The 26,810-nt window shown below is 45.3% G+C and carries 17 protein-coding genes; 1 reads left to right on the top strand and 16 read right to left on the bottom strand.

Features of this window, described 5'->3' with window-relative positions; all coding sequences use genetic code 11:
• Positions 1-45: 45 nt before the first annotated feature.
• The 13 genes from AC58QG_RS18740 to AC58QG_RS18680 all read right to left on the bottom strand — a co-directional run bounded on the left by AC58QG_RS18740 (position 46) and on the right by AC58QG_RS18680 (position 22,840).
• Positions 46-2,706 (bottom strand): CBM96 family carbohydrate-binding protein, encoded by a 2,661-nt coding sequence (locus tag AC58QG_RS18740; protein WP_497363647.1) that lies wholly within the window; start codon positions 2,704-2,706, stop codon positions 46-48.
• A 131-nt stretch (positions 2,707-2,837) separates the two neighbouring features.
• The gene (locus AC58QG_RS18735) at positions 2,838-4,370 is read right to left on the bottom strand and encodes an extracellular solute-binding protein (RefSeq protein WP_497363646.1); all 1,533 of its coding nucleotides are present in this window, start codon (positions 4,368-4,370) and stop codon (positions 2,838-2,840) included.
• Positions 4,371-4,409: 39 nt separating this feature from the next.
• Positions 4,410-5,288 (bottom strand): carbohydrate ABC transporter permease, encoded by an 879-nt coding sequence (locus tag AC58QG_RS18730; RefSeq protein WP_497363645.1) that lies wholly within the window; start codon positions 5,286-5,288, stop codon positions 4,410-4,412.
• A gap of 13 nt (positions 5,289-5,301) precedes the next feature.
• Positions 5,302-6,258 carry an ABC transporter permease gene (locus AC58QG_RS18725; RefSeq protein WP_497363644.1) on the bottom strand — a complete coding sequence of 319 codons (957 nt, stop codon included), beginning with the start codon at positions 6,256-6,258 and terminating at the stop codon, positions 5,302-5,304.
• 193 nt (positions 6,259-6,451) lie between these two features.
• Positions 6,452-7,984, bottom strand: coding sequence for an extracellular solute-binding protein (locus AC58QG_RS18720; protein WP_497363643.1), 1,533 nt, complete (start codon positions 7,982-7,984; stop codon positions 6,452-6,454).
• Positions 7,985-7,997: 13 nt separating this feature from the next.
• Positions 7,998-10,187, bottom strand: a complete 2,190-nt coding sequence (locus tag AC58QG_RS18715) for a helix-turn-helix domain-containing protein (protein ID WP_497363642.1) — start codon at positions 10,185-10,187, stop codon at positions 7,998-8,000.
• 460 nt (positions 10,188-10,647) lie between these two features.
• Complete coding sequence (locus AC58QG_RS18710; RefSeq protein WP_497363641.1) at positions 10,648-10,965, bottom strand: GH36 C-terminal domain-containing protein; 318 nt, start codon at positions 10,963-10,965, stop codon at positions 10,648-10,650.
• A gap of 17 nt (positions 10,966-10,982) precedes the next feature.
• Entirely contained in the window at positions 10,983-13,355 is a 2,373-nt protein-coding gene (gene galA, locus AC58QG_RS18705; protein ID WP_497363640.1) for a beta-galactosidase GalA, read from the bottom strand.
• 89 nt (positions 13,356-13,444) lie between these two features.
• Entirely contained in the window at positions 13,445-14,974 is a 1,530-nt protein-coding gene (locus tag AC58QG_RS18700) for a DUF3502 domain-containing protein (RefSeq protein WP_497363639.1), read from the bottom strand.
• 74 nt (positions 14,975-15,048) lie between these two features.
• A complete protein-coding gene (locus tag AC58QG_RS18695; RefSeq protein WP_497363638.1) occupies positions 15,049-15,921 on the bottom strand; it encodes a carbohydrate ABC transporter permease in 873 nt (290 codons plus the stop codon).
• A gap of 13 nt (positions 15,922-15,934) precedes the next feature.
• The gene (locus tag AC58QG_RS18690) at positions 15,935-16,843 is read right to left on the bottom strand and encodes an ABC transporter permease (RefSeq protein ID WP_497363637.1); all 909 of its coding nucleotides are present in this window, start codon (positions 16,841-16,843) and stop codon (positions 15,935-15,937) included.
• Between the two features lie 274 nt (positions 16,844-17,117).
• Positions 17,118-20,312, bottom strand: coding sequence for a discoidin domain-containing protein (locus AC58QG_RS18685; protein ID WP_497363636.1), 3,195 nt, complete (start codon positions 20,310-20,312; stop codon positions 17,118-17,120).
• 188 nt (positions 20,313-20,500) lie between these two features.
• Entirely contained in the window at positions 20,501-22,840 is a 2,340-nt protein-coding gene (locus tag AC58QG_RS18680) for a helix-turn-helix domain-containing protein (RefSeq protein WP_497363922.1), read from the bottom strand.
• Between the two features lie 511 nt (positions 22,841-23,351).
• On the opposite strand from AC58QG_RS18680, the gene AC58QG_RS18675 reads away from it, so the two are divergent.
• Positions 23,352-23,597 carry a hypothetical protein gene (locus tag AC58QG_RS18675; protein ID WP_497363635.1) on the top strand — a complete coding sequence of 82 codons (246 nt, stop codon included), beginning with the start codon at positions 23,352-23,354 and terminating at the stop codon, positions 23,595-23,597.
• Between the two features lie 132 nt (positions 23,598-23,729).
• Here AC58QG_RS18675 and AC58QG_RS18670 read toward each other — a convergent pair whose 3' ends face one another.
• From AC58QG_RS18670 to AC58QG_RS18660, 3 genes are all read right to left on the bottom strand, one after another.
• A complete protein-coding gene (locus AC58QG_RS18670; protein ID WP_497363921.1) occupies positions 23,730-24,686 on the bottom strand; it encodes an NAD-dependent epimerase/dehydratase family protein in 957 nt (318 codons plus the stop codon).
• 5 nt (positions 24,687-24,691) lie between these two features.
• Positions 24,692-25,228, bottom strand: coding sequence for a TetR/AcrR family transcriptional regulator (locus AC58QG_RS18665; RefSeq protein ID WP_497363634.1), 537 nt, complete (start codon positions 25,226-25,228; stop codon positions 24,692-24,694).
• Positions 25,229-25,301: 73 nt separating this feature from the next.
• A complete protein-coding gene (locus AC58QG_RS18660) occupies positions 25,302-26,786 on the bottom strand; it encodes a multicopper oxidase family protein (protein ID WP_497363633.1) in 1,485 nt (494 codons plus the stop codon).
• Positions 26,787-26,810: the final 24 nt, after the last annotated feature.

Raw genomic sequence — 26,810 nt, 5'->3', positions numbered from 1 at the left:
TACGAATAAGGTGTGACGAAGCCACACCCTATTACAAACGAATAATTAATTCATGATGAGCTCAGGGCGATTGCTGGTATTTTCTTTAGTATTGAATTGAACTGTTCGATCCTGATCACTGGCTCCCGTCACAATAAAGGTGACATAACCGTCCGTCTGCCCCTGTACGAAGGAGGTCACATCAAACTCAAGATATGTCAGCGTATTCGTCACACTTTTGGTTGCGAGCACGGACGTTGCAGCAGTGGGGCTGTTGTTCCACGTCACACCAGATTCCGACCAGGTATCGGTGTTCGAGCCGAACATTTGAACCGTAACAGTTGATGCATCTTGCGTGTTGCTGCCATACAGACGCACTTTGGCCGATGTAACTCCGGAAACCCCAGACAGGTCAAATTTCAATACTGCTTTGCGTGTGTAGCCCGAAACGGTGCCATCTTTGATCGTCAGATCGGTCGTAGAACCGAAATTTGTATTGGCCGATGAACCGTCTCTGACATAAGCATCTTCGACTGAATTTCTAACAATCGGCGTTGTCGACGCAGGTGTAACAATAAGTTGCGGTCCATTGATTCCTTGTTCCTTACTGTAGAAATCGATCGTGCGATCTTCATCTTTGTCCGTCAGAACAAGGAACGTTACCATTTGGTCGGAGACCCTCTTGCTTTGGACAAAGGAAGTAACATCAAATTCATAATAGCCAGCCGCATTATTTACCGGAGCGGAAGCCAGAACGGACGTCGTTGATGATAGAGCGTTATTCCAGGTCATACCTGATTCTGTCCAGCTATCTGAGGATGCACCCTTGATTTTGACGGAAATCGTACGGTTATCCTGTGTGTTGCTGCCGTATAACCGCAGTTTCGCCGTCCCCACTGAAGAGAGTGCAGATAAATCGAATTTAAGATATGCCTTTCTGCTAAAACCTGATGTCGTCCCATCCTTAATCGTCAATGTGGTCGCAGTGCCGTAATTGGTGCTGGCATAGCTGCCATCCCGCACAAAGCTGTCCGCCGTAGCCGCAAGCGTGGTTGGCATCGTGCTTGGGTTCGTTGCCGTCTGATATTCGAAAGCGCCGATATCCGGCTCTTCGATGTAAAGCGCGTTGCCCCAGAAATCTTGGCCTCCACTCGCCACCATGCTTACGCCTTTGTTAATAACCGGAGAATCAGCCTGCAGCTTGTAGCCGGATGTCGTCGTGAACCCGATGCCACCGCTTCCGGGATTCACGAATTTTGGTTCAATCGTCACCTTATGGGCATCAAAAGGCTCATTGGCGCCACGTAAACTGCTTGCTTCATAGATCACATTGTTGCTGAAATGGGCCACGCTCCAGCAGCCGGTATTCGCGCAATTCCAGTTACTTGGCTGTGTCGTACTTGTGTTATAGAAAATATTGTTGTAGAAGTTATAACCCTTCTTCACAGTATCGCTGCCATTGATTTTGCTGGTCGCTCCGTCATAGTAGAAGACATTGTTGTAAATATACGCAGGTGAAACCTCATCTCTGGCATAGTGCCGAAACAGCATGCCATCGTTCTCGCTAACGTTGTAACGAACAATGTCATTGGTGTTTGTACCCATCAGCAGCATGAAGCCCATCGGATTATCATGGCTGTAGTTGTATTGGAATACGACATTCTCCAGATATTCATCCAAGTCGAACGCGCATCCATCCGGATTCGTAGCAGGACCGTCATACACTTCGTTATATTGGAACACGGAATTTTTCGAGACGGCCGTCCAGATGCCAGCAATCGCACGTGTCGTAAAACGTTTGCCATAATCGAAAAGCACATTGTTTTCCACGATGGCACCATCTGCATCCCGGAGAATAATGCCGTCTCCGCCTATATCCGACATGGTGTTGTTCGCGAAATACAACCCAGTGTTCCAGTTACCGTAACGAATAGCCCCAGTTGTATTAAAGTCAACGTCATTAACATAATTAATATGTGCGGCAATCCGCATTGCTACGCGATCGACTTTATGGATCGTATTCCCTGTGACGCGAATGTCGTCGAACCGGGATAACGTTGACTGAGAAGTGGCATACGTACCTTGAATGGCTCCGATAATCCCGCCATTTTCCTTGGCCCCAGTGTCATTAGAGCCGTCGATATCGTGAATATCGCAATTTTGAATGTAGATATGATGGTAGACTTGATCAGTTAGATTGGAATCAATGACAAAATAAATGCCTGCACGCAGCGCATTGGCAACATTGTTCTCGACGCTGAAATTATCGTCGTTGGTGACCGCCAGGTTGTTAATTTCCCAGTACTCTTGATTTTTCAAAAAGACGGTCCCTGTATTGTAGGCGGTTGTCGAGTTATAGATTGTCTGATCGAAATTATTGCCTCCTCCGTTAATAACCGGTTTATTACCGCTGCCATAGCTGTCAATGACGATCGGACTCCCCGAAACGCCTGATCCTTTGGGCCACAATTGACCGTTCCAACTGCTGCCAGCCTTGAATAAAATGTGATCGCCTGGCTGAAACATCGTGCTGTTTACTTTGGTCAGACTTTGCCAAGGCGAAGCCGAACTTGTTCCGATGTTGCTGTCATTACCTGTGGTGGAATCGACGTAATACGTCGTGCCTGCGGCAAGCACTTGATCTGATGCCATTGGAATCATCATCGTTACCAACAAGAGGAGACAGAGCAACCACGCTGCCTTACGGCGGATCTTGTCACTAATCATAAATTTCCTCCTTAACATAATTGTTTGTCTGTACTCAACGAATATTGAATCTTTTTCCCGTCCACCCTCTTTCAAAAAAAGGACCAGGACGCCTTGCTCAAAGCTTCCAAAGCGCCTGATCCAACAACTAATTACTTTTTATCCGGATATCTCGTTTTGTACGCTGCAGCAAATTCTTTCATAACTATTTGAACATCCGGATTTGTTTTTATTTTCGCAATATACGCATCCCACTCTTCAATCGGCGATTGTCCCATAATGACCTTCGTCATTATCGGGTCTTTGTCCTTAAACAGATCGGCTGCACGCTTGGAATTCGTATCCGACACAAGTCCAGTGAACGGATCCGGCGTAGCAACTGCAAAATACTGGTCCACCATTTTCTTCTGTGCTTCATTGGTTTCGGCACTAGCTAACGGATGAACCGCTTTCACATATTTATCGAAAACGCCCGCTACCACTTGCGCGTTAAACCATGGGTCTTTTTTAGTTTCCTCTTGGTTCACAACATAGTTGCCATTTTCCTTCTTGTAGTGAATCCCTTCAACGCCGTATTTATTCAATTCGAAAATATCGTCAGACGCGGCTTGATCCAAATATTGAAGAATTTTTTCGATCTTGTCCTTTGGCGTTTTGGAAGAAATGCTGAGAATTCCGAAATAGCCAGGGAATTTAATACTTGCGTAGCCATCAGGTCCCTTGAGTGGCGGAACCGTTACGAATGTCGCTTTCGGATCAGTTTTACGTGTATCTTCTTGTACCTTCCAGATGTTAGCCAGGTTATTACCCAGGGCTCCAACCTTCCCTTGCACCGTCAGCTTATCATCTTTAACCACAGCATACTCCTGAGGCAACGCTTTAGCCGCATACAAGTCACGCATATAAGCGAGATAATCACGGAAGCCTTTGTTCATCCAATTCAGGAGCATTTTATCCCCTTCAAAGGTCGGCTTGAAAGTGCCAAACGCGACGGATAGTTGAAGACCGGCAATTTTAAATTCAGCGTCTACGCCATTGAGTCCGATCGTATCCGCTTTCCCATTCCCATCTGGATCCTGTGTAACAAATGCTTTCAATACATCTCTGAATTCATCTGTCGTTGTCGGCATTTTCAAATTCAATTTATCCAACCAGTCTTGACGAATCTGAATGGAATGGTCCGTTAACGCACGAGGACGTGGAATCCCGTAAATTTTACCGTTTACTTTGGAATTATCCCAAATGTCTTTAGGTATTTTGGCCAAGTTCGGGTATTTCTTCATATCGCCAAGCAGCGGCGTCAAATCCACGTAGGCTCCTTGTGCAATCGCGTTTAAAGTCGGCGCCAAGTAATTGTTCTGCTCCATCGGAAGCAGCGTAACGTCCGTCAGTTCGTTTGAGGCGAAAGCCAGATTCATTTTGTCACCATAATTGGCATAAGGAATCGCGGTGACTGCAAGCTTCGTATTCGTGCGCTTCTCTAATTCTTTGAAGAATGGACCATCAAAATTCGGCGGCTCTCCATAAAGAATCGTCGTAAAGCTGATCGGTGTAGGTCCCTCCGCCTTTTTCACAGTTTCGCCCGTTGGGCTCGCCGTTGGTGCTGCCGTGTTGCTGCTGCAGGCAGCGAGCAAGCTGGCCAGAAGCCCAAATGCCACAATCGAATTTCCAATCCTCTTTTTCAAACTGAAACCCTCCTCTAAATTTTTCTAAAATTATTTATGCTAACCTTTCACAGAGCCAAGCATGACACCTTTGGCAAAATACTTCTGCAGAAAGGGATAGACCACTAAGATCGGCGTCATGACGATAACAACCATAGCCATTTTGACCGTTTCCTCCGGTATCGCAATGTCCTGCGCTGCAATATCCGAGCTGCCAACAGAGCTAATACTGACCATGATCTGTTGGAGCAATACCTGCAACGGCCATTTGTGCGTGTCGGTCAAGTAGATAATAGCCGAGAAGTAGGTGTTCCAATAATGAACGGCAAAGAATAAACCAAACGCTGCTACGGCAGGCAGGGAAAGCGGCAGCACGATTTGGAAAAATACCCTTAGATCATTGCAGCCATCCATCATCGCAGACTCTTCAAGGCTCTCAGGAATGCTTTCGAAGAACGCTTTAAGCACGAAAATATTCCAAGCCCCTGTTACTGCTGGTAGGATGACTGCCCAGTAGGAATCCAACAAGCCGATATTTTTGATAAGCAAAAAGCTAGGTACAATACCTGCGCTGAATAAGAAAGTAAACAACACCATGGATAACATGAAATTGCGTCCAGGCATTTTTTTCTTTGTCATCGCATAAGCGAACGTGGTTGAGAACAGTAGACCCAGGAACGTGCCTGCAATCGTGATGATGAACGAAGAACGCAACGAATACAGAAAGTTTTTAGATGATATCACATACTCATAGGAAAATACGGACCACTTCTCGGGCCATAGAATGAATTCGCCTATGGTATACACTTCGGGAGCCGTAAACGATACGGCGATAACATAGAAAAAAGGGAATACCATCACAAGAGCGATGATAATCAAGCTTGTATATATCCATAGATCTGGCACTTTGGAAGCATTATTGGTTCGTGAATATCTCAATGTGTTATCCTCCTCAATACAAACCATCTTCGCCGATTTTTTTGGCGAAATAGTTGGCCATTACGATCAAGATCAATCCAATGATAGATTTAAACACACCGACTGCAATGCTGTAGCTGATCTGGCCAGACAACACGCCTTGCTTATACGCATACGTATCAAACACTTCTCCAACATTCAGCACAAGCGGATTCTGCATGAGCAGCACTTGCTCGAAACCAACATCCATCATTTGGCCGATCCGCATGATCAGCAAGATGACGATCGTGCTGCGAATGGCTGGCAGTGTAATGTGCCAGAGTTGACGCATTCTTCCCGCACCGTCCAGTACAGCAGCTTCATATTGCTGCACATCGACACCTGCGATGGCCGCAAGGAAGATGATCGTACCCCAACCAACCTCTTTCCAGATCGTTTGCGCAGTGAGAATGCCCCAGAAATATTTCGGATCGGAGATGAAACCGACTTTTTCCCCTCCAAGACCCACGATGGCTTTATTGATGACACCATAATCGGTGGACAGAAACAGGAACGTAAAGGAAGCAATGATGACCATGGATAGAAAATGCGGCAAATACACGATCGATTGAATTACTCTTTTGAAGCGTTCCCGTCTCACTTCATTCATCATTAAGGCTAGTACAATCGGAAGCGGAAAAAAGAAAATCAAACTCAGCAAATTAATGCCAATCGTATTGCGTAATAAAAGCAAAAACTGGTCATCTCTGAACATTCTATTGAAATGTTCCAACCCGACCCATTCGCTTCCCGTAAACCCGCGAAACGGGCTGTAATCCTGAAAGGCAAACAAGATTCCCCACATGGGGGCGAACTTAAATAACATAAAATATGCGATGCCTGGCAGCGCCAGCAGATAGATATATCTGTATTTCAGCATCTCTCTCAACCGTGAATGTCGCTTGCGCTCTATTGCCAGCGCTTTCGGCGATGTGCTCAACTCTTTCAGCATGCTGCTCTCCCCCTTATATTCACATCCTACCTGCAAACAAAACGGCATCGTAAGAGACGATTATTGATGTGGGTTTTGGCATCGAAAATCCCGCATTCGAACTAGTTTTGGCTGTATGGGGATGCCATTATTTGATGTAGATTTTTCTAAAAAACAAAAAATGACCGCCCTGTTCAGGGCGGTCATCCTGGCGCTACGATTTATCAGCGTTCCTCATGTTGTATTGCTTTCCGAATTCTCTCATAATTTGTCGAACATTCTGTTCCGCTTTCATACGTTCCACATACGCATCCCAATCTTCAAGCGTCAACTGACCTATGATGACTTTCGTCATCACTTTGTCTTTGTCCTTGAAAAGATCGGTCGCTCGTTTCGAATTCGTGTCCGATATAAGTCCAAAGAAAGGATCTGGTGATGCTACCGGCAAGTATTGATCAACCATTCTCTTCTGACTGTTATTGGTTTCTTCCGAGGCCAGTGGGTTTACTGCTTTCCCATATTTATCGAACTTCCCGACAACAATGAGCGCGTTGTACCATGGATCTCTTCTCGTCGCATCCTGATCCACGACAATCTTTCCGTTTACCTTATTATAATGAATACCTTCAATACCATACGTGCTTAATTCAAGCATGTCCTCAGATGCAACCTGATCCAAGAATTGCAAAATCTTCTCAACTTTCTCTTTCGCTGTTTTTGAAGAAATACTCAAGATTCCGAAATATCCAGGAAACTTGATACTTGCATAACCACCAGGTCCCTGAAGCGGCGGGACCGTGAGCAGTACCGCACGGGGGTCCGTTTTTCGAATTTCACTTTGTACAATGGAGATGTCCTTCAAATTTCCGGCCACTGCGCCGAATTTATCTTTAAACGCACTGCTATTTTCTTTGACGACTGCGTATTCGAGAGGCAGTGCTTTAGCCGCATATAAATCACGCATATAGGCAATATAGTCCCGGTACCCATGCGTCATCCAGGTGAGCAGCATGTTATCGCCTTCGAAGATAGGTTTATAAGCACCAAATGCCACAGCCAGTTGCAGCCCTGCTATTTTGAAATCAGCTTCGGTTCCCATCAGCCCAATCGTATCGGCTTTGCCGTTGCCATCTGGATCCTTCTGTACGAAGGCTTTCATTACGTCTCGGAATTCATCCGTCGTCGTGGGCATCTTAAGTTTCAGGTTGTCCAACCAATCTTTGCGAATAAAGATCGCATGATCTGTATATGCACGCGGTCGCGGAATGCCATACATTTTTCCGTTTATCTTGGAGTTGTCCCAAATCTCTTTTGGGATTTTCGCTAAATTCGGGTATTTTTTGAAATCACCTAGCAACGACGTCAAATCCAAATAGGCACCCTGCGCGATCGCATTTAAGGTTGGCGCCAGGTAGCCATTTGATTCCATAGGAAGAACGGTAATGTCGGTCAGCTCATTTGAAGCAAATGCCAGATTCAGTCGATCCCCATAATTGACATAAGGAATGGCCGTAATCTTAAGCTTCGTGTTTGTCCGCTTCTGCACTTCTTTGAAGAATGGACCGCCAAAATCAGGAGGTTCCCCATATAAAATGGTGGTAAAACTAATCGCCGTTGCCCCCTCCGGCTTATTTACCATGTCAACCGTTGAACTTACTGCTGGTGCCTGGCTGCCCTGGCTGCAAGCAGTCAGAACATATACCAGAAGTACAGTTACAGCAAGCGATCGACTCATTTTTCCGCTCATACCAAATCCCTCCTCACTTCTGACGCAGCTCGCGAAACGTTGCCGGAGATTGACCAGTTGCTTGTTTAAATACACGCCGGAAGGAGCGCTCTGAATAAAACAGCTTGTCTGCAATGACAGTGATCGTGTCATCCGTTTCGAGGAGCATCTGCTTGGCGCGTTCCATTTTGAGCGATGCCGCATACTGCGTAAAACTTTCGCCTGTGTGCTTCTGAAATAGACGGCTGAAATAGGATGAACTCAATTCCACATAGTCAGCAACTGATTGCAGGCTGTGGTCGATTTCGACCGACTCCCACAAGTGCCGTTTGGCCCGCTCAATTAGGTGCTTACCTTTCCCAGTAATCGCTTCTTCAAAGTGAAGGAACAGATGCGGTAAGATAAGAGCCACAAACCATGATTTGATCTCGTCGCTCATTTTGAAGCTATTCAACTGCTCGAGAGCTTCCGTTTCGCTCGGCAAGTCTGTCGCATCTTTCGTCAACTCCCGCAATGTACGGTATAGAGCCGTATACAATTGATGAAAAGCCCGAATGACCTGCTGCGCCGAATATTCATCTCGCGTGACGGCACGTACGAAACGCTCGAAAGTCTGTTGTCCTTCTTCATGACCGCCCGTTTTGAGATTCTGCAGCAACTGTAATTCGATTTCATGCGGATAGTGCAGCGCAACATGGTTGGTCCTGACACTTTCAATCTCGATCGTTGTATTGCCGCCACGGATCATACGACTTTTTAACGCGTGGCTAGCTTCTGTATAAGCTGCTCTCACATTCGCAATGTTCTCATATGTAGCGCTAATCCCCACCGATGCGGGAAAGCCCAAGTAAGCGTCGATCGAGAGCCGTATGGATTCACAGATTTGGAAGACTACCGCGGAAAGCCGTTCATCCTGCAACTGAGCATCCATCGCGAGCACGACGATCACTTGCGCTTCGTCGATCCCATTTACGAAATAAGCTTTACCGCTATGCTGGTTGACGATGTCTTGGCAAATGCTTGAGATAGCCAACAGAATCAACTGTCTGTCTTCTTGGCGAAACTTGCCGTACTGTCCGTAATTCTCGGCTTCCACAACAATCACTTTCCATTTTGATTGTCGTGGAATACCATGAACTTCAACCAGCTGCTGCAACCGATTCTCGTTGTCCCCTGCTAATTGACCGTATACTAGCTGCATGAAAAACACATCGCGCATGACAGGTATCTGGCGGTTGGACTGTTCGTGGAGGGTCCCGATTTGTTGCTTTAACTGATCCCAATTGCTGCGGATCCATACCCATTCATCAATTTTGGAATCAGGCTGCCAGCTGTGATTATTCTCTTGTCCAAGCAGCTTGCGGATCGGTGCATACAAATTACGCGTGTTTACAAACATGATGATGAACCCGATGAGAAGTGCACCCAGACAAATCGATACGACCATTTTGGCAATGCTCATTCGCTGCATATTCAACTCCGCGGTGGGATATTGAAGAAGGACCATCCATTGGGTTACGGATGATTTGGCATAACTGCTTAACAGACTACGACCCGAATCTTTCAACAATCCTCGTTGTTCTGTAGCAGAAGCAATTTGCCGGCTTATTTCTTCATTTGGATACGTATCGGATGTTGCAGCGAGATTGCCAGCTACCAATCCGCCCTCATCGGTCAGCATTGAGACTTGATCTTGATGTGCTAGCCCGTCTGTACTGAAAATCTCAATCAGTGCCTCCTTGGTGAAATTCACCGTGAGAAACGCTTGTGGCGACTCCGAGTTTACAGGTAGTGACTGGACGAACGTAATGCCCCGATTCAGCTCTTCATGATTCATCCACCTCATCGGCGGTACTTTCCCAGCTGGATTGGCATAAGGATACGTTTCATTAAAGGCAAGATCATGTTCATACCCTTTACCTGTAGATAGCACGAGTTGTTGGGACGGAATCATTAGCGATACATCGGAAGCGTTTTCAATAGATCTGCTAAGCAGCATTAGTTTCTGATCGATTTCCATCATTTCGGGATAGTCGTTACCATGCACATTATAAATAAATTGGAGGATGGACGTGTCCAGAGCAAGTCCTCTTGTTGCCTTAATCACATTGTTAAATTGTGTATCCACCCGTGCCTGCATCTGTACAACTGTCTCAAGCTTGGCTGCTTGAACTTGCTTCTCCAGATTTTGCGACAATATCGTATAGGACAGGAAAGACGCCATGAGAACGGGTATACACACAGTGAGCAAACCAAACAAAATCATCCTAATATAGTACCTGCGTGAAAAAAATAATGTTCTGAATCGTTGCATCATCCGCATCAATGGCTTCTATCACTCCAATGTGTCACAAATTTGTCTTGGCTAATTGTAGTCATAATAACTGCTAAAATTAAATGAATAAATAATATAAACTACCGTCACAACTCCTCGAAAGTCGACGGAATGTAACGGCAGTTCAATTTGATATTGTCTGACAATGCTTTTTCTTTAACTCTTTTTAATCCTAAGGCACTTGGAAACGGCACGATACAGCCAATTTATATTTGTTTAAGACTCAGAGAAAAGCCCGAGAAATAGGGAGCTAATCAATAGATAAGGTCACAATTTGCTCTCCGCTAAGTATAAATAGCAAAATATGACCGCCAATCCTAGCTGACTTCATCACGATTACTGCTCCTATTCACGCACATGTGCAGATCTGCTCAATCATTTCAAAATGAAAAAGAAGACTTTGAAAACCAGGCTGCAGCGGAGGTATTTCGATTCCGCATCGAAGAAGCTGCGCCCCCCCGAACACTTCATCTCTCCCCTTTAATCTGTATGATGCGTTCGGTTCTAACCCAAGAAGCGGCAAATAGGCTCGCTTCGAAACCTCATAGCTCAATAAATCACGAAAATAGACAACGAATACCCGTGTTTTATCAGGTGATATAAACGCCCAGGCGGAATCGCTTTTTTTATAGGGACCGGCTAATTTATATACATGATCGTTACCCATGCACTTCTCTCCTTCGCTCAACAGACGTCAATTGTTGCTGTTGCCGTCTTTAAGGAATCCGAAGTTGCTCTCAGGACAATGGTGCCTTGGCCTCCAGACGACTGCACAATTGCAAGACAATACCCGTTAAATACTCTTCTTCGGCTTGCTTTGTCAGGCTCGTGACTGCTAGGGTTCCCATTGCCAACGCCGATCAGTTTGCCTGGGCCTTCGATAGAAAACACGACTTCGTTATCAGCCGTTGGCACGACAAAACCCTTCTCATCCAAGATAGACACTCGGACCATGACGGTATCTGTACCGTTTGCTCGATTGACAGATCTATTCGGATCAAGCTGAATGGTTGAAGGTGTTCCCGTGGTTGATAGAAGCTTTTGTGCGGCCACCGCACCCGCAATTCGGCCGATGGCCAGAAGCTCACCCGGCTCGTACACGACCTTCCATTCCAGTCGCGAGTTGCGGTCAACGGCTTGTTCTCCTAAGCTTTTGCCATTGAGCAATAACTCCACGGTTTCACAGTTGCTATACAACCAAACATCTATTTCTCGTCCCACTTTATCCCGCCAATCCCAGTGAGGCATGATATGTACCATGGGTTCGTCAGTCCAAGCCGCTTTATAATAGTAATAAGCATCTTTAGGGAATCCGCAACTGTCCATAATGCCGAAATGTGAGCCGATACATGGCCATGAATAAGGCGTCGGTTCACCTCTGTAGTCGAAGCCGGTCCACACGAAAATACCTGTCAGGTTAGGATGCTGAATGACATCCTGCCACGATTTCTCATGCGAGCAAGACCATTCAGGGATGTTATCGCCATACGATGAGCAATATCCCATGTTGTCGTCATTCTCGTAAATCCCGCGTGTGGTTGTACAACTGGTACTTTCGCTGCCTAGCATAATGCGGTTCGGGTATTTCTCATGGTCTTGTACGTATTGGTTTTGGCGCTGCCCATAGTTATAGCCAGTAATGTCAACCGAGTCGGAATAGCCGCCATCATTCCACCCATGATTCATGCAGGCGATGGTCGGTCGGGTCGGATCGATAGCATGCGTAACGCGCGACAGCGTATCCAGCATGCGGGCGCCCATGATCGTTCCTTCCAAAATCTCCTCATTCTCCATACTCCATATGATGATTGAAGGATGATTTCGATCTCTGTATAGCATCGCTTTCAGATTGTTAATGCCTTCCGGTGATACATCGAGTTTCCTGTTTTCGTCCATCACCAACATGCCTAATCGATCACAAATATCAAGAAGCTCTGGTGAAGGCGGATGGTGCGCGCATCGGTAGGCGTTGCAACCCATCTCCTTGAGCAATTTGATTTTGTATTCCGTAACCTGATCCGGCAAAGCGACACCGACACCAGCAAAATCCTGATGATTGCAAGTCCCTTTGATCAAGTAAGGGTTGCCGTTTAATAGAAAGCCGCGATCGGACGTAAATTCGATGGTACGAATGCCCAGCGGGGTTGTACAGGTATCCACATGCTGCGAATTCCGATAAACTTTCGTCACAACCTCATACAAATAAGGATGTTCAGGCGACCACAGCTCTGGCTGCGCCACGGTCATCACGTGTTCAAATGCATCGCACATACCTCCAGTGATTTTTTTCACATCCGAGATGCTAGCAACGGCGTTTCCATCTGCATCCACGATCGAAGTCGTCACCCAGCAGTTGACTGGAAAGTTGTTTTCATTCTGTACGACTGTTCTTATGTTAACCTTCGCCTCATCTTCAGATATCTCAGGCGTTGTTATATAAGTGCCATATCTGCCAACATGCAGCCGATCCGTCTTGATCAGCCATACATGACGATATATACCACAACCTTCATACCACCAGCCCTCATAATCTCGCGCATCCACTTTGACAAAAATGACATTCTTACCTTCTTCTCCGTATCGCACAATATCTGTAATATCATAGGAGAATCCCGTATATCCGCTGGCATGCGTTCCTAATAGATGTCCGTTTACCCAAACCGTACTATTGCGCATTACGCCGTCAAACTCGAAGGTCAGCTTCTTGCCGTAATCTTCCTTGGGAACGGTAAACTCCTTGCGGTAGCAGCCAATGCCAACCGGCAAATAGCCGTGGCTTTTGTGGTGCTTGACTTTTCCCTGATCGTTGATGTAATTGCCTTCTATACACCAGTCATGCGGGAGACTCACTATCTTCCATTCCGAGTCTTTCATTTTGGCTTTTTCCCGTTCATCGAAGAAAGCAATCTTCAACCACTCACCCTCTTCGATGCTCTCGCAATCGGTAAGGTGTCCCGTCATTCCGCCTTTAATAGCTGGATGAAACGCAATATCACCTTGATGAAAAAACCAATCCGCGTCAAAGTTTTGTTTAGTTCTTCTCGACATCACTGTCATAGCTCTCTCTCCCATCTCCACATATCTCTATCGTAATAGAAAATCCTTGTCCATCCAGACAAGGATTTTCTATTGTTCTATGCATGAACCTACTTGCCGCTAGCTTTTCTCCAGTCATCGATTTGCTTCTGTGCATCCTCAGCCAGCTTGTCAATTCCTGCTTTCTTCAATCGATCCGTATACTTCGGCAAAGCATCTGCTAGATCAACAGTCCCTGACTTCAACGCCGGAATCATTTCCGCCATGATCGCATTCACCTGTGCGTATTCCTGCTTTAAGGATTCTGGATTGTACAAAAAGCCTAACAATGGGGAAGACGGTGCAGCATCGTTGATTTTCATAAATTGATTAAAGAGATCGGACGGTTGTCCCTTCTTCACATTGGCATTGAACCATGAACCATACTCCCATTCCGTGCCTGGCGCATAACCGCCATCAGCAATCGCTTCAATACCTTTGTCGGCAGCGACTTTATAATGCTTGCCTTCGATCCCTTGAACCAGCAAGGTGTACAATTGCTTGTCGCTATATAGCAAGTCCAGCAACATCATCGCTCTTTCTGGATTTTTACTATTTTTTGAAATCCCCGTCAGGGATGCAATGACAGAACCAGTATTCACATAGGCAGGAGCGCTCTCGTTGATGACGACAGGGAACCCGACTCTTTGCGCTTCTTCGTCGGATGTACCTGGTGCGCCACCGCTGGTCCAAACGGCATATTTGCCAGATTTCGACTCCGCCTTGCCATCTTTCAAGGAAATAGCATCTTTTTTGATATATCCTTTTTCATACCAGTCTCGATATACCTTTATCAAGTTAAGGAACTCTGGACTTTCCACCGCATTAAAGACTTTCAGATTCTTATCCTTTACGTTAATTGCGAGTGGAAGGAAGCTATTTCCTTGAACCGCATCAATCGTAAATCCTGTCTCCAGATTGAACAGTTCAGGGAACGTATCGAATGAAGGTAAATACCCCGTCATGCCAGGCTCACCCTTTTTCACTTGCTCAAGGAAAGGCGTAAGATCGCTTGCTTTTTTCACACTCTTGATATCGAATTTGTACTTGTCAACCAATTGCTTGTTATAAGATAAACCACGGCTGATGGCATACAATTGATAGTTGAGCACGCCGTAAATTTTTCCATTTATTTTGGTCGCATCCCAATATTTGGCGGGTACTTGCTGCTTAATATTTTTTCCATACTTCTCAAGCATGTCGTCAAGCGGTAGGTATGCTCCTTTTAAGACATTGCCCGAATAGTTGTTCGTCCAGGAGGATGTAAATGCGAGATCGTACGATTCATTCGTTGCAGTGATGACTTTCATTTTTTCATCATACGCGCCCCAGTCAATGACATTGAGCTTCAAAGTCGCGTTTATTTTGCTCTTCAAAATTTTGTTGACTTCATCCAAAACCGACTGTTGATCTTTCTGTGGCGTTCCGACCGCATACCACGTCAGTTCAACCGGGGCTAATTTACCCGCTTCGGCTGTAGCTGTCGCTGTACCTTTAGGCGATTCTGTCGTCTGAGTTGTCGACTTGGAACCGCATGCGCTGACCATCATGGCTAAGGTGATTAGTGTTGTCATACTTACGAGCATCTGCTTTTTCATCATTTCATTAACCCTCCTGTATAATTTAATTTTATATTGAAACTGCTTACACAGTAACAACTAAATTCTGGTTGCCTCTAGCCTTTGACTGATCCAACGGTAATACCCTTTACAAAATATTTCTGAAAAAAAGGAAAGACAAACAACATCGGACCTGCAGATATGACAGCCATCGCCATTCGCGCCGTCTGATCGGGCAGCTTGATATTCCCTATCATCATGGACGACGCTAAGGAGCTTTTTAAGAAATCGACGTTCGACATGATGCGATACAGCATGAATTGCAAGGAAATCATCTCGCTGCTTTGAATAAACATCAAACTCAAATAGTAGTCATTCCAGTAATGAAGGATATAGAACAAGCCCACAGTCGCAAGGCCTGGCTTGGCAATCGGAAGCACGATTCTGACAAATATACCGAGTTCATTAGCTCCGTCAATTTTCCCTGATTCGATAATGGATATGGAAATGGTGGAGAAAAAGCCTTTCATCAACATAACAAACCACGGAATGACGAGATAGGGCACAATCAGCGCTAACAACGTATCTTTCATGTGAAATACGTTCACAATCAGCATGTACCACGGTACGAGCCCGCCGCTGATCAGCATCGTAAAGAACACATAGAATGATGTTTTGTCCGCATACACATAATCTTTGCGTGACATAGCGTAGGCGAGCATCGCCGTAATTAGGAGACCGACTACTGTTCCTACAACCGTTACCACAATCGTTACCGTATACGAGGTAAGCAATTGCTTGCTGTCACTGAAAACAAATCTGTAAGCGGTCAAATCGAGATGCTGCGGAAGAAAAGCGTACCCGTTTCGCAGAATATCCATCTCGCTCGAGAAAGAAATCGATACCACGAGAAGAATCGGAGCAACACTGAGAATCGTGACAATGATCATTACCAAATGAATGAAAGATTGGATTAAATTAATTCGCATATTTCTCACCTCCCTAGAATAGTCCGTTTTCTTTGTCGAATCTCTTGATCAGCCAATTCGCGGAAATGACAAGGAAGAAACCAACAACGGATTGATAGACGCCCGCTGCAGAAGCCATCCCAATATCACCTATATTTTTGAGAGAGCGGTAAACGTACGTGTCAATGACATCGGTCGTTGGGTACAGCAAGGACGAATCTCTCGGCAAATTGTAAAATAAATCAAAGTTACCGTAGAATATTTTTCCAATTTGCAATAATACTAAGAGTATGATTAACGGCTTCAACATCGGGATAGAAATATACCTGATCTTATGCAGCTTGTTCGCTCCGTCAATGTCCGCCGCATCAAACAACTCACTGTCCACACCCAGTAGACCTGTGTAGTAGATGATGGTGTAATAACCGACATTTTTCCACGTATTTGCGCTGACTAGCAGTGACGGCCAATAACCGGGTTCGTTATACCAAAGGATCGGCTCCATTTGCAATTTCTTAAGCAAGGCATTCACAAAGCCATGATCCATATCGAGAAAAGCGATAAAAATGTAACCGACGACAATCCATGATAGAAAGAACGGGAAAAACAATACGGTTTGATAAAACTTCACAAACTTGCGTGATAGCTCGTACAACATGAGCGCCAAAGCAATTGAACATACAAGTAAAATAACAATAAACAACGAATTCAGAACAATCGTATTCCGTGTAATCCGCCAAGCATCCTCGCCAGAAAATAAAAACTGAAAGTTCTTCAATCCAATCCAAGGGCTTCTCCAGAATCCCAAATCATAGCGGTAATCTTTGAATGGAAGAACTAATCCGTAAAGTGGGATGTAGGAAAAAATAAAGATAAAGATCATCCCTGGCAGCGATAAAAAAAACAACCCCTTATTCCTGCGGAACAATTGTAAACTTCTCATCCACTTCTCTCCTTATGATGCATTTTGTCTCTCTGGTTCCATGGCCTAACTATAAAGGCAAGTTCCTCCTCGTAAAACTGACAATTCTACTTTTTGCTCGCTCTTTTTACGATTTGGCAGACTATGAAATGTATAAAAGCCTAACAAATCCGATTGAACGTTTTCCAACCAAACTAGTTTAAATAATACTTGCCTCTGGGCACGCCACATGAAAAAAAAGGGAGCCCCCTATCGCTGCTGTAGCAGCAAAGGATGCTCCCTTTCGAGTTTCATGCTAAGGCTTATATTCAAAGGCATCGTTGACGACAACGGTGCCGCTCGAACTTGAGTTCTTGGTTCCCATTACAACGATCTTGATCGTATGCGAACCTGGGGTCAAACCAGCTTTCATAAACAACAACTGTTGATGCTGCTTGCTGAAGGCATACGTGTCAATCCCCGCTTGTTCGAGAACACCATCGATGTACACATCCGCTTTGCCGCCATTGCCATTCTTGGCTCCGAACCACTTGATTTCGGTTCCATTAAATGTGAACTGAGCAGAAGCGTTTGCCGCACTGGCATATTTCTCCGTGGATGCATAATCACCGCTATCGGAGAACGTGCCCCAAGAACCGGTGTATGCGATGGCCGCATTTCTATCATCTATTTTGACGGTAGTACCTGGTGCTGGATTGACAGCATAGATGTTAAGATCAGAAGCGCTTGCAAATCCGCCATAGCCGGCTGTCGCCTCTAACTTCACATAGGCAGCGCTCACATCGGCGAAGTATGCCAATTTTTCTGCACTATCACTGTTCCAAGTCCCTGTTTTCACTTTGGTGAACGTCGTGCCGTCCGTGCTGACATAGACATTGTAACCTGTAATGTTACCGTTTGACGTTCCATCTTGCCTTGTCGTGTAGTTAAGCTGATTGATTGTGAATGTTCCGCCAAGATCTAACGTGATCGACTGCGGGAGATTCGCCTTCGGACTCCATTCCGTGTGCCAGAAGGTCGATCTCGTGCTGTCGATGGCTTTACTTGCTTCAGTGCCAGAATGAGCGCTTGTAGCTGTTGCACTTATCTGAGCGTGAGGAATTGGCGTATTCGCCAGAACAGGATCTTTCGGTTTCAATTCGTAGGTGGAGCCAGCATTCGTATTGAAGCTGTACAGTTCCCCGATTGAATTGAAGGATTTGGTCGTCGTAATCAACGTACCGTTCTCGTAAACTTCCAGATCAACGCCCTGCCAAGGATTGAAGACTTTAAGTGGCTTCCCTTTTTCACTATAAATGCTGGCGTATGTTGTAGTCCCGAACTGATTTTGCTTGGCATCGACCAGGAAAGCACCATTCGCGCGCAGTCTTGTAAAGGAAGCTTCTTGATTTTTGTACCAATTTGGGAAAATATGAAGAAATCCTTCGTCGCTCTGAAGCAGGGAATTATGCATAAAGCCCATGAAGATCGAGGCGCCGATATCGCCATACGTATTGTTTTTGCGCATCCCCTTCCAATCCTCAGGTGCCAAATTTAACAAACCTATTGAGATATTGTTAACGAGTTTTTCAATATCATAGCCGGCATTCGTAGCTGCCACAGCCGCACGCATCGCTTTATCACTGTCCCATGTTTGCAAATTGTCGATAAAGGTGCGGACATACATGCTGTATTGCACATCGGATTTTCCGATCGCATTAAAGAAATAGGAGCCATGAATAACTTCAGGATTGCTATACGTTTTTGTAGCCGCACCTTCATATTCGACGAAGGTCGTCTTGCCAGCTCCCGCTCCACTCGCAATGTTGGCTGTAGGATATGGACTTAACTTGTCAAGGATATTTTGCCATATTGCACGGTCTGGGGCATCCACACTTAGAGCGATACTAGCTTCGATTGCGCTTTCCAATACGAAGTGACCTGCCATTAAATCAAGAATCGTATTCTTATAGGAGGCAGATCCTTCAAAGGTAGCGCCATAAACGATATATCTCCCTTTGGCAGCGTCCCAAACAACATAATCTTCCCAGAATTGAGCGAGATCTTTTAGAGCAGGATATAGCTTATTTTGCAAGTATTGCTCATCCTGCGTATATTTCCAGTATTTCACCATCGGTACTAATGCGGATGCGCCATTGGATGGTGAATGATAAAAGTCTTTCTCCGTGTTGTTGTTTTCTGTTCGGGATCCCCATGGTCCAATATGCGTCGGGAACAGCGCACCTCGAATCCCAGAAGTATATATCGGGTGACCTGTGTCCTCAATCAAATGATTCAAATGTACGGGATCCGACGCCAGCCCTTTTGCGACTCCCCAGAAATCCATCATCACATTGGTGTAGTTTGGAATGTGATCCAACCGATTCGCACCGACAGACACATGAATAGGACGCTGTACATCTGTGTTCATCGTATAATCGCCGCTCCAGGCAGAGTTCGCATTAGCTGTCCATGGGAACATACCTGCAGTAAGACCAGCGTTATGCTCACTTTGCGCTGCAATGCTGCATCCTAGCATGTAAAGTTGACCGTAATAAAGTTTTTCCAACTTATTGGAGCTTGGTGCCAAATCAATGTAAGATTTGAGCCAATAGTCTTTCCACCAGTTTCTGTGTGCATCTTTCGCCGTAGCCAGACTGGTGGCATCACTTCGAGACAATATCTTACCCATTGTATCGTTCAAATAGGTTGTCGAATTTTTCCCGCCTTCAACGGCGGACACAACGGTTACCGTTTCACCACTGGATAAAGAGAAGTTCATATTTGTCGACTTGCTGTCAACCGCAGTCAATACAGCCGATTTATCCAACACCTTGGCCGCCACCGCTGCATTGACGGACCAGTTAAAGGTATCGGATTTGGCATTTTTGACGGAATAGACAATGCCATTCACGGTATCGCTTCCCGTACTATTGGTGGAAATCGTATTAACGGGACTCCACGGGGCAGAGGTAAAGGCAGTCACATCCATACTCAACGAAGATCCAGTCGTATTGGTAATTTCCGTGACGATAAGATTTTCTTTGGCCGACAGCCATGTCTTCGTTTGAAAGCCGCTTTCGGATGTCGCCACCAGCTCGGCCGTTTTCATATCCTGCTCATACTTGAATGTGCCAGAAGTTGTTGTAGGGCTGCTAATCATTAATCCGCCAAACGATGTAAAATGGACGTCTTTGTTTGTTGCGTTGCTATCTTCCCACATATCTGACCGGGAGATATAGATCGTTTGCTTTTTCCTGTCGCCTCCCATAAAAGCCATAACCGTCCCATTGCCCATCAAAGGTCCATCGGGTGTCTTATCCGTTGTGTTGCTGATCGGTGAGGGAGCATCATACACAATTTTGTGACTGTCCAAAATGCTCGATACCGTCGCCCACTCTTCTCCAGACGTTGAAGCGCTTACAACCTTGCCGGGGCTTACAGCCACAATACTGCTGGCCATAACGCATGCAGCTATCACCCCTGATACTTGCCGTTTGAATGACTTCATGCTTCATATTCCTCCTCATGCATCAATTTGTGTCTCCACAGGCTCAACTTTATCGGAATTTTCGACAAAATCTACTCTCAAAAATATGAAATCCTACCATTTGAGACGTCTATGAAGCTTCAATGATCATGATTACTGTGAATACCATACTTGCAGCGCTGAATGCAAGCGATATATCCTCTCGCTCACTACTCGTCCGTTTTACTTTGCATCGTTTTCGCGAATGCGTACTCTTTCGGCGAGCAGCCGAATTTCTTTTTGAATAATCGATAGAAGCTGGTTTCATTGGCAATGCCGACTTTGTCCATAATTTGCATGACGCTAAAATTGGATTTTTCCAACCATTCAATCGCTTGCAGAATACGTACCTCGTTGATGTAGGCGGCAACGGACATCTCGGTAAGCCCCTTAAAGATCTGACCCAGATACGTTGGCGACATGTTATAAATTGAAGCTATTTTCTGTAGGGAGAGGTCTAAATCAGCATAATTTTTGTTGATTGTATCCTTGATGCTCTCGACGATGACGGAATGCTTCTCATGTGTTTGATACTTCTCCGAACTTACCACGCGGCGCAGCAAGCTCTTCATTTCATCGTAAATTTCATCAATGGTCTCCATCTCAAGAAATTCACTATATATAGCGTTGAAATCCATATACGTTTGATTCATCTTGAAGTCATTCATCTCGAAAATCGTTGTCAGCATCGTTCGAATCAACTGCATGACCGAGAAAGAGATATGCCCCCCGGAAAGGCAAGATATTTCTTGAAGGATGGCATAGATCGTGCCTTCGGCACCTTCCACATTATTAGACTTGATCTCACTAACAAGCCTCTTTTCAAGCGTTGAAGAATAAATTATTTCTTTGTTATTGTTTTGCCCATGGACAAGCTCCGGAGTGATGATCGTGTGTTTGCCTAAGACATAACGATAATTTGAATTATTAAGGGCCACATGGTAGCTCTTCGAGAGTTCATCGATCTGACTAACCAAGTCGCCAACGGCGATGCTGACTGTAAAGTTCAAATATTGAGCAATATTAGCTTGAAGATTGGAGAGACAGTCATGCAGCTTTTGATCAAGCGCCTTCCTATCCTGCATATCTGAGAAAATAATCATGGCCAAATGATCACGCTTCATATCTACGGAATCATTAATAAAACATGTTGAAACCGTCTCGGAAGCGATATTGAGAATCGCATATTTATATAGCTCGATATCACGGGCATTATTCTGCTTGAAATGCGAATAGTCGTTAATTTTCATGACACAGACCACATAATTACCTCTGAGCTCTATGGAGAGATTGCTCTGTTCATGCAGGATATCCAATTCCTTCTCTTTCATTGACCAACTGTCAATTAATAAGTTTCTCAGATGGTAATATTTCAAAATGTTGGCATTCTCCTGCTTGCTGCTCTGAGCCGAGTTCATCCTTTCCACGATATTGGAATAGGTATGATGAATGAAACCGATCTCGTCATGATGCGATGTGTTATCTTCCGTGAGTTCAGGATTTTCTGTCCGCATTCTTTGGACCAAGGATCCGATCGGCCGATAGATGCGTTTGGATAGCGTGAACGAGGCAAAGATACTAAGCGCTAGAAAAATGATCGTCATGATCAAAATGCTTAGTTGAATTTTATTCATATATCGCAATACCTCAGATAGATGCTGCGTTTTGATTAAAACCCAATCTGCACCCTCGATATACATGTAGGTCACAAAATAGTCCCCACCTTGAATCTTTTCAATTCGGTAACCATAGTTTTCGCCAGCATGAATAGAAGCGTTAATTTTCTCCGCAAAAATCTGCTGCACGGGCTCTTGCATACTTGGATTGGTACTGTTCGTATTGATAATTTGCCGCTTATCGTCTAGCAGAAATACATCCCCGCTAAGCTCATCCGTATTCATGTTCTTAATGTTATTCATGATCATATCTGCGTTCACATTCACGAAAATTGCGCCATCCCAGACCCCGTTTGTATTCGCTGACTCGTACATCGCGTACGTAAATACATTTCTCGACTGCTCGCCTTGCTGCATCCTTCTGGCGATAGGCTGTAAATTGGGAACCTTTTGATATGACTTAAGAGCCTGTATCAGATCCGTATCTTCATAGAAGATACTTTTATGAGTAGATAGAAAGATTTTGGACTCCTTATTGTAAACATACATGGAATGTAACAGAGAATTATTATTAATAATTGATTTGGTCATATTGTTTAGCGTTTGATTCAAATCAAAGACATGCGTGTCTGGGTCTTGGATATGCATCAGATAATCTGCTTCCGGGCTAAAGTATATCGTTGAAAGCAGCTGCCTTACAGAGTCGTTCATATAAGTCACGTTATATTTCATTTGATAAAGTGTCTGCTTATTGAGCGCGTAGTTGTTTTCTTCCACCGTTTTTTTTACATTGAAATATATGGTCGCAGATAAAAAAATAACCAGCAGGCAGATAACCGCTGTGATCCATAAGACCATTACATTGAAATATTTTTTGTTTTTAAATAGAATCATTTTCAAAAGTTATTCCCCCTGCTGACACATAGAAGTTAGATGTTCCTCGCTGTGTGAATATTATACTATAGAACCACGAATATTTGACATCGCTTACATCTTTTCGACATCTTACATATACAGGAAGTTACAACAAACTTTTAATGCAGCTATCTCTACTGTTTTGTACGCTGTACGCTGCAGCGAACCCCCTCATCTTGATTTCAGCTTTTCATGATATAACATAACATCTTCACAGCTTGACTACTTACTAACAATAATGAAGATTACTGGCGTTTATTTATTTTTTCTCATTTATACAACCTTTCACGGCTACACATACGCAATGAAGTGTTCATGATTGCAAAATTAATCAAATCTGCCCGTTACTTCAATGAAGCCAAAAAGGAGCTACTTCAATGCAACTCCTTAACTATCGGGATTTTTTCGTTTGATATACGATAAAGTTACAAATTGCTTAACACTATTGTTAAAATGTGCTAATATTGTTAATAAGGCGGTGGTTAATAAAATGCAACAAATCTCTGATTATCTTTTTATGGGTTCTATAATTCTGTTTATATTAACCTTGCTTTTTAAAGGAGTAGGCTCTAAGGGTTCTTCTAATGCAATGGGGAACATTGATTTAGCTATGCATGAAAACCATGGTAATGATTTGAAAAGTCAGGACTCGATTATCAAAAATATATTTAAATCAGTTTTCGTATGGATTTCAATTTTAGGAATACTTGTTTCAATACTCTTGTCGAAATTATAAATTCCTACCAGAAATATTGAACAAAAAAAGGCGCTGTAAAAAAGCGTCTTTTTTTGTTCGTTTTTTGGTAAGCAGCCAGAGAGAAAAGATCAAAGGGATTAAGACGCCGCTGTCCGCTAGTGGGATAAATATTTATTTCCTCATCTGAAGTGCTTTTATCGTCGAGGAGATACCCTCCTGGAATGGTGTTGCCACAATCGGACCCATATAACGTTCGTACTTATTGCGGCTTAGCGTCAGCGGTTCTTCAGTTAAGTAAAGCATCTCCACGATTTCTTTCATGACGGGCAGGCCGAGTCCAAGCAAGGATAAGCCTATTTTCTTCAACGGAATAACCGGTTTGACGCTGCCACTTGACGCTTGCGCAATCTTCACAATATCTCGTCCGCTAATCACCCCGGCTCCTGGGATATTCCAATTCTGCTGGTAAGCGAAGTCTCTGCTGGCCAGCTCGACAATCATGGCCGCCGCGTCCGGTAAATAGATAAATTCCCGGGGAGTATGCATGTTGCCGATATAGAACGCCATCTTGCCGGCAGCAATGGCTTCCAGAGTTGAGCCCAAATACGAGGCTTCGTTGGCAGTAGGTCCATAATAATCGGGCAACCGGGCAATCAGAACCTTGGCCTTGTTCCACCGCTTGCTGAACAGCATTCGTTCATAGTCCAAACGAACTTTTCCTTTACGAGTATGCGGTTGCTTGGGATGCTCCTCGGTGACCAGGTCGCCCTGTCGCCTGCCGTAAGGATAAATACCGTCAATCGCGACGACTCGGGCGGCCATACGCTCCGCCGCCTCCATCACCGACTCACCCAGCGGAATCAGCTTGCTCGCCATCTCGTGGTAAGGAACATTCGCGCAATGAAACCATACGTCCGCTCCTCTTGTTTGGGAAACAATATCGTCGGGTCGCATAGCGTCTCCTACGCCAAGTGTTAGATTCGCGGGGTTGCCTAGCCGATTGGCGAGTTGAACTAAATTCTGGCGCGAACGCCCAAATGCAATCGTGTCAATCCCTCGTCTCACCAGTTCTTCCGTAATCGCGGTTCCCGTTCCGCCGGTTGCTCCAATTACCATTACCTTCGTCATCGTCATTACAATATGCCTCCTTCAATTTTTTTCTGCTCTGGCAAGTGGATGGCTTCGGCAATATTGCAAAGCATCCCCCGGGCCAGGAATAGCATCGTTCTCTCTTCAGAATTCGGAATCTTAGCTTTATGGAATGCTTCAAGCACGATTCTGCGCACCTCCCGGAACCCATACCGCATGGCTTCTTGGATGGCTTCTTCTTGAATCGTCATCGCCTGCATCTGTAGTAATATTTCCTTGCGATAGTATTCCGTTATTTTCTCGTAGGCTGAGATCAGTTCGGCTTCTAGCCGTTCCAAAGGCGCCAACTCGACAACTTGGCGGAACGACTCGATAATCCGCAACCAGGAAACTTCAAGCGCCGACAGCAACAGCTTCTCTTTCGTGGCAAAGAAGCGATACACGTAAGGCTGCGAAATTCGAACCCGCTGCGCCACCTGTGCCGTAGTAGCTCTGTAATAACCGACCTCGGCAAACACTTCTATCGCTGCTGAGATAATGTCGGTTCGGCGATTAACGGATGTCTTCGCGTCTTTCGTCACAATTTTGAGCTCCTTTACGACTATCTAAATGTTTAATTCGTGTATGCCATTCACCTTATGGATTGCTCTATTTCTATAGGTCAGGAAGATTGCCTGACTTGGTTCCCACCCGGTACGGCGTCGTGATGCCTTCGTAATTAATCATCATGCTCATGCCCATCGAGGCATGCTTGAGATCGTGGCAGTGCGCCATCCAGAGGCCCGGATTATTGGCTTCTAACATCAGCTCATAGGTCTCACCTTTCTTTGTTAGGAGTGTATCCAGATACACCGGGCTACCTTGCAAGGCAACACCGTCCTTGCTTAGGACGCGGAACACATGCCCATGAATGTGGAAAGGATGATCTCCTCCGCCTTCGTTGGAGACAGTGATGAGAATATGATCTCCATTCTTAACGTCCATCGGAGGAATCTCGTGGAAGGACTTTCCGTTAATGGACTTGGTGAAAAGGGTTTGGCCTAGCTTGAGCTCGAAACGCCGGTCGGGCTCGATATGCAGGGCGGAATCGTTAGGTAATGGCGTGCCGTAATCGACGAATGAGAATAACTGCCCGCCTTCCGAATGCTGCGGTTGGATTCCGCTACCTATCGTAATCGGTGAGCTCTCAGGGCTATTAACGACGACTTGGCCAGACTCCGGAACTTTGATGAGCAAATCATAACGCTGTCCCGCGCCTACCGGAACAATCGTTCCGTCCAGCTGCCCAGGGTTGTGCAAATCATGTCCATCCATAGCCATGACCCGGAAGGGGGCCCCATCGACGTCGAATTCCATCGTTTCATTACCCGCATTGATCAACCTAAGTCTGACTTGTTCGCCTGGTTTACCCGAAACCGACAGCCCATTCGTGCTTCCGTTCACCAGCATAGTAGAACTCAGTTGTTGATAGAGGGCTGTCGCTTCTGATGTCGAAGGATTAGATTCAGGTTGTTGCTTAGGCTCGATGATCAGCGCGCCCAGAAGCCCTTTGCTAGCCTGAATTGAGCTCATCTGGTGGGAATGGTACCAGTACGTTCCTGGTGTCGTTGCGATAAATGTATACGTAAACTGTCCTCCCGGTGCCACGGCATCCTGCGTGACTCCCGCAATACCATCCTGTGAGCATGGAACAGCGATCCCGTGCCAATGAATCGTAACACCGTCCTCGATGTCCTTGTTATGGAGCGTAATGACAACTCGATCACCCTCCGTAACGCGAAGCTCGGGACCCGGGGACGAGCCGTTGAAGGTCCAGGCATCGGCCGTCTTTCCGTTATCCAACTTCAGTGTCGTCCGTGCCGCTGTCATATCGAACTTACGTGTTGGACCCGATGATTCCGGCGCCGTGATCGCGGCACAGGACACCATGCCTTCTTCGGAATCAGAAGCCGCCATGCTCGCCATATGCTCCATGTGCGTCATTCCCGCCATATCAGCCATGTTCGCCATGTTGACCTCATCCGGCTTCTGAAGCCTCATCTGCCAAAAATAAGTAGTCACTGCCGCTACGACTATAAGAACCACGATCAAAGATAGTCCGATATTGATCAGTCGTTTTACGCTTTTTCTTCTAGCCAAAAGTTATCCCCCCATAAAATAATT

This window comes from Paenibacillus sp. J22P169 (genome assembly GCF_059691995.1).
Note: the sequence above shows the minus strand (reverse complement) of the source record. Positions and strands in the feature narration are given on the sequence as shown.